Below are 4,666 nucleotides of genomic sequence, written 5' to 3'. Positions count from 1 at the left end.
CGCTCCACCTCTCGGGCTTACGCCCGGAGTTCTTGCGAGCGGAATGTATAGAAAAGAACGCCCCGATTTTACTCGGGGCGTATTTATCTGATTTTTTACTCCGTAAAACAAGTGTTTCCGCTCATACAATACCGCGTTTCGCTGGTTTTGGAAAGGCCGGCATATTTTTTGCAGCCCGTTTCATTGGAGTTCCCGCCGGAGCAATACCGTTTTCCGTCCTTTACGGTTAAAAACATATATTCTTCGTCTGTTGAACCAAACGGGAGTTGTGTGTTGGCGCGGATACGGTTGCCTTGGTTTGTGGAATCCCAGTTATAGATAAGCTCATAACCAAAATACTTTGTAGCCAAGTAGTTCCCCGTAGCAGGTTGTCCGTTTTGATCTATAAAAGAAATATCCAGTTCATCAAATGTAAACTGACGACTGTCGCCTTCTTCCATTTTTTTTATTTGGATAGCTTTATCAATAGCCCCCAATGTCGTCCACGCCTCAGTTAGACGCGCTTTTTTTACCGCACGCGTATACTGCGGCAAGGCTACCGATGATAAAATGCCGATAATTAGGACAACGACTAACAGTTCAATTAATGTAAACCCTTTCATATTCGTTCCTCCTTTCAAAAAAGTCATCCTGCGATGTTTCTGCACAGATTCTACCGATTTTAAGCGAACAAACCCCAATCGGGAGAACCCTCGCAGAAACCTCTGTGGATTACCCTATCGTATCAAAAAAAAAAAACGGGTCAACCCCCTTGCAGGGGGCAGGCATTCCAGCCCGGCCGGAGTTTCGTAATAGACGGTAGCTTTTAGTTAGAAAGGAACAACATAGGGAATTTCGTTGTTACGAAACAACAGATTTCGGATTACAACCTTCCGGAATGACGCGGCAAGTTGTTGCGGAATGAGAGCGGGAGCGCTTCCGTGATGACAAGAAAAGACAAAAAGAGCGGACCAGCAAGTCCGCTCTGAAGTTAAAACTGTTTGTCAGGGGCGTTTCTTACAACTTGAAAACGGCCCGCCCGCCGATACTTCGCCCCAAGCGTCAAGGAAACACTCGGGACAACTCGGATTATCTTATTTATATTTGGCCTGAGATTTAAAGAAATCAAACACTTTACGTTCCGTAAGCGTAGCCAAAATATGGGCTTTGCGTTCATTAAAGAAAGCTTTGATTTTCTTTTCGTCTTCTTTGTTCTTGGCGTTGGAGGAAAGACTCTTATCCAACTCCGCCTGCCAGTCAGCTTCCGCAGCCTCCAAGTTTTCTTTCTTGGCTACGGCGTGCACAATGTATCCAATGCGCAAATCTTTTTCCACGGTGGGGCGGATACGTTCTTCGAAGCTTTTGCGCTGCTCATCGGTCAGCTGTTCGGGTTTAAGCTGCGTCATACTGCGCACAAAATTATTCAAGGAAGATTCCGTGTATTCTTCCACCAAGCTTTGAGGGAGTTCAAAATTGTTCATTTTGACGAGGTGGTTTTCAATCTGGGCGATTTCATCGCGGTTAGCGGCCTGTTTGGCTTCTGCGTCAAGGCTTTCTTTCACTTTGGCTTTCAGCGCATCCAGAGTTTCAAAACCCATATCTTTGGCAAAATTATCGTCAAGCGCAGGAACGACTTTGTTTTTAATATCATCCACTGTTACGTGAAAAGAAATCGTATCGTTGCCTTCTTTGGTTTCGATATCTTTCACATCGCCTTTTTTCAATCCTTTGATGCCTTCGGCTAATCCGGCCGTCGTTTGCGGGGCAGCCATTTCCACCAGTTCGCTGTCGGCACTTAACTTATAATCGTCCACACCGTTGCGTTTGCCGGTGTAGTGAATGACAGCAAAGCATTTATCATCGATTACTGCACCTTCGGGCGCGCTTTCTAAGCGGGCATTGGCATCCAACACGCGGTTAATGTTTTCCATTACTTCTTCGTCCGTAGCGGTTTCGGGTTTTTTAGCAATTTCAATGCCTTTGTAATCGCACACATCAAATTCTGGAGCGACGTCTACCGCAATTTCAAATGAAAACGCTTTTCCATCGTTAAAATTGGCAAAATCGGCTTTGGTGAGAACGGGCACTGCAACCGGATCAAGCTTCGCCTCAGCCACGGCGCCGTTAATAGCGGCTTTTACCGTCAAGTCAAGTGCGCGTTCTTTGATGTGTCCGCCGAAATTCTGTTTAACTAAATCGAGCGGTACTTTACCGGAGCGGAAACCCTGCATCTGCGCGCGGGACTGCACCTGCACGGCAGCGTTTTGGAAACATTTGGTTACCAGTTCGGGGGCGGCCTCAACGGACAGCGTAACGCGGCAGCCTTCTTTGCCGAGTTGCTTGGTTTTTACTTCCCCCGCCTGAGCGGTTTTGAAAATGGACATTCTGTACACTCCTCTTTTTATTCGGCCTCGCCGAAATTCTTTGGACGGAGAGGGACTTGAACCCTCACGGATTGCTCCATACGCTCCTAAGGCGTACGCGTCTACCAGTTCCGCCATCCGTCCTCATTTGTATTTCTTAAATTTATAGAAAAACTAAAAATGGGCCATGTGAGGCTCGAACTCACGACCTTACGCTTAAGAGGCGTCTGCTCTACCAACTGAGCTAATGGCCCGAAATGGATTAATTAGATTATAGCAAAAAAAGCAGGGCAGGTAAACGCCCCAAAAAGCACATTGTTTAAAGAAGATATTTTTATTTTATCAATTTTTTACTACAGCAGCAAGCGCGTCAAATGACGGTTGACAAGCCACCATCCAAACAAATACAATACGAGTATCCCACTTACTATAGGAACTCAAATGACAAACAAAACCCTGCCGTTGCTTTTAGCCGCTTATTTGTGTATTTTTGCTTTTATCCCCGCACGCGCACAGGAAGCCTTTGACTTTGAAAATATAGACTCCCTTTTAGAAGAAAACACGCTGATTGACGTTTCCAACCGTTATGCCGCTGTGCTGCAAAACTATCTGCCCGAACGCGCCGCCCGATTAGGCTACGGTTCCGCCGCCGCGCAATTAAACGACCGCTCCGCCGAAACGCAGCTCCACGCCCTGCGCGCACTACAGAATGTGCGGGAAAAATTGAAAGATGTAAACGTAAAAAATCTGTCGGAATCAAAAAAAGTCGATTTTCGACTGTTACAAAATGCCTTAAATAATGATATCCGCCGCACCGAGCAAAGCAAAAATAATCCCTTATATTACACTGAAGCGTTTGATGCGGTGTACGATGTTTATTTAAACGATTCTCTCTCTCCCGCAAAAAAACGAGCTGATCTTTCCGCGCGGATAACCGCACTGGCAAATACGGCGGATCAAGCCGAAAAAAATCTTTCCCAGCCTTCGGCTTTCTTGGCGCAGCTCGCAATGGAAAAAGCATACTACGCTTATCTTTCTTTTGATGAACTGGCAGAGTATTTAATGCAAAATGCTCCTGACGATTTTTCCACCGATCAAGCCCGTACTACCGCGCGCGAAGCCAAACGCTCTGTAAGAAGAATGTTTGATTTATTCAAAAAACTGTCCCAAAACGAGGACGGGCAGGATTTCCGTTTGGGGGAAGAATCCTATGCCCAACTGCTTTCGGACGAATACCAAATAAACATCTCCACCGCCAAATTGGTTAAAAAATTGGAGAACAACACCAAAACGGCCCGCCGAAACTTATCGGCTGCACTGGAATTGTTTTTAACCCAAACGGATGCGGAAGAAGAAATTACACTTTTGGAAGATTCCAATGACGTGCCGCAGACTGTACCGAAAAAGAAGACAAAAAAGAAAAAAGCAAAAAAAGGCAAACCCGTGTTGAGAAATGCACAGGATTTTTACGCCGTAGCAAAAAGAACCGCTCCCGCCAAAATGGACGAAAACGCGGTGAGCGCACTTCAAAGTCAGGTTGCTGCGCTGTCAGCGGAACTGGCTCAAAAAAATATCTTTTCTGCCAAACAAACCGTGTTTAATGTGCGCCAAGCGCCCCGCTACTACGCCTATACGCACGCTTTTGTATTCCGGCCGGCATACCTTGGAGCTGCCCCGCAATTTTTACTGCGCCTGCCCGCAGGTAATAATCTGGCAAAAGAAGAACAGTTAAAACGCGATTTTAACACACCCGTTCTTAAACTGCTGACCGCAAAACAATTAGTACCGGGCGGATACTATCAAGAGGAGATGGGCAAAAATTGGTCCGTTTGGAGAAAATCTTACCCTGCTTCCACTACCGCAAACGGTTGGAAAGAATACGGTGCATTGATAGCAAAAGAACAAAACTATATCGTCACTGACGATGAACTGCTTTACTATGCGTGGGACGGATACCGCCGCGCACTGGCTGCCGAAACGGATGCAAAACTGCAAACTAAACGTTTTTCTTATACGGATGCGCTTAATTATTTAACGCAGGAGAACGGCTTGGAACAAGCCGAGGCCGAGCAAATGCTCAAAGATTTGGCCTCCCGCGCAGGAGAAGCCGTCAGCCGGCAGGAAGGATTGGAAATTTGGCAAAATGCGCGTGAAAAATTCCGCAAAAAACTGGGAAAGAAATTTAACGAAGCGGACTTTCACCAAAAGGCTCTGCAAACGGGCAATGTTCCGCCCGCAGACGTAGAAGCGGAAATCTCCCGCTTGTATGAAAAGGAAAAACGCCAAGCCAAGCGAAAAAATTTCTTTTAAACATCTTGTTCTGG

The 4,666-nt window shown here is 46.2% G+C and carries 3 protein-coding genes and 2 tRNA genes; 1 reads left to right on the top strand and 4 read right to left on the bottom strand.

Translation table 11 applies throughout. The features are described 5' to 3' along the window. Positions 1-95: 95 nt before the first annotated feature. The 4 genes from ACI351_RS00025 to ACI351_RS00010 all read right to left on the bottom strand — a co-directional run bounded on the left by ACI351_RS00025 (position 96) and on the right by ACI351_RS00010 (position 2,596). On the bottom strand, positions 96-602 hold the full coding sequence (locus tag ACI351_RS00025; protein ID WP_439733213.1) for a type IV pilin protein: 507 nt from the start codon (positions 600-602) through the stop codon (positions 96-98). A gap of 471 nt (positions 603-1,073) precedes the next feature. Further along, positions 1,074-2,363, bottom strand: coding sequence for a trigger factor (gene tig, locus ACI351_RS00020; protein ID WP_439733212.1), 1,290 nt, complete (start codon positions 2,361-2,363; stop codon positions 1,074-1,076). Positions 2,364-2,404: 41 nt separating this feature from the next. Then, positions 2,405-2,486 (bottom strand) — tRNA-Leu (locus ACI351_RS00015). Positions 2,487-2,523: 37 nt separating this feature from the next. Continuing rightward, positions 2,524-2,596: transfer RNA gene (locus ACI351_RS00010), tRNA-Lys, on the bottom strand. 187 nt (positions 2,597-2,783) lie between these two features. On the opposite strand from ACI351_RS00010, the gene ACI351_RS00005 reads away from it, so the two are divergent. Continuing rightward, entirely contained in the window at positions 2,784-4,652 is a 1,869-nt protein-coding gene (locus tag ACI351_RS00005; RefSeq protein WP_439733211.1) for a DUF885 family protein, read from the top strand. The last annotated feature ends 14 nt before the right edge of the window (positions 4,653-4,666 follow it).

Source organism: Candidatus Avelusimicrobium sp. (assembly GCF_051874775.1).
GTDB lineage: Bacteria > Elusimicrobiota > Elusimicrobia > Elusimicrobiales > Elusimicrobiaceae > Avelusimicrobium.
This window is presented reverse-complemented; position numbering and strand designations above follow the sequence as displayed.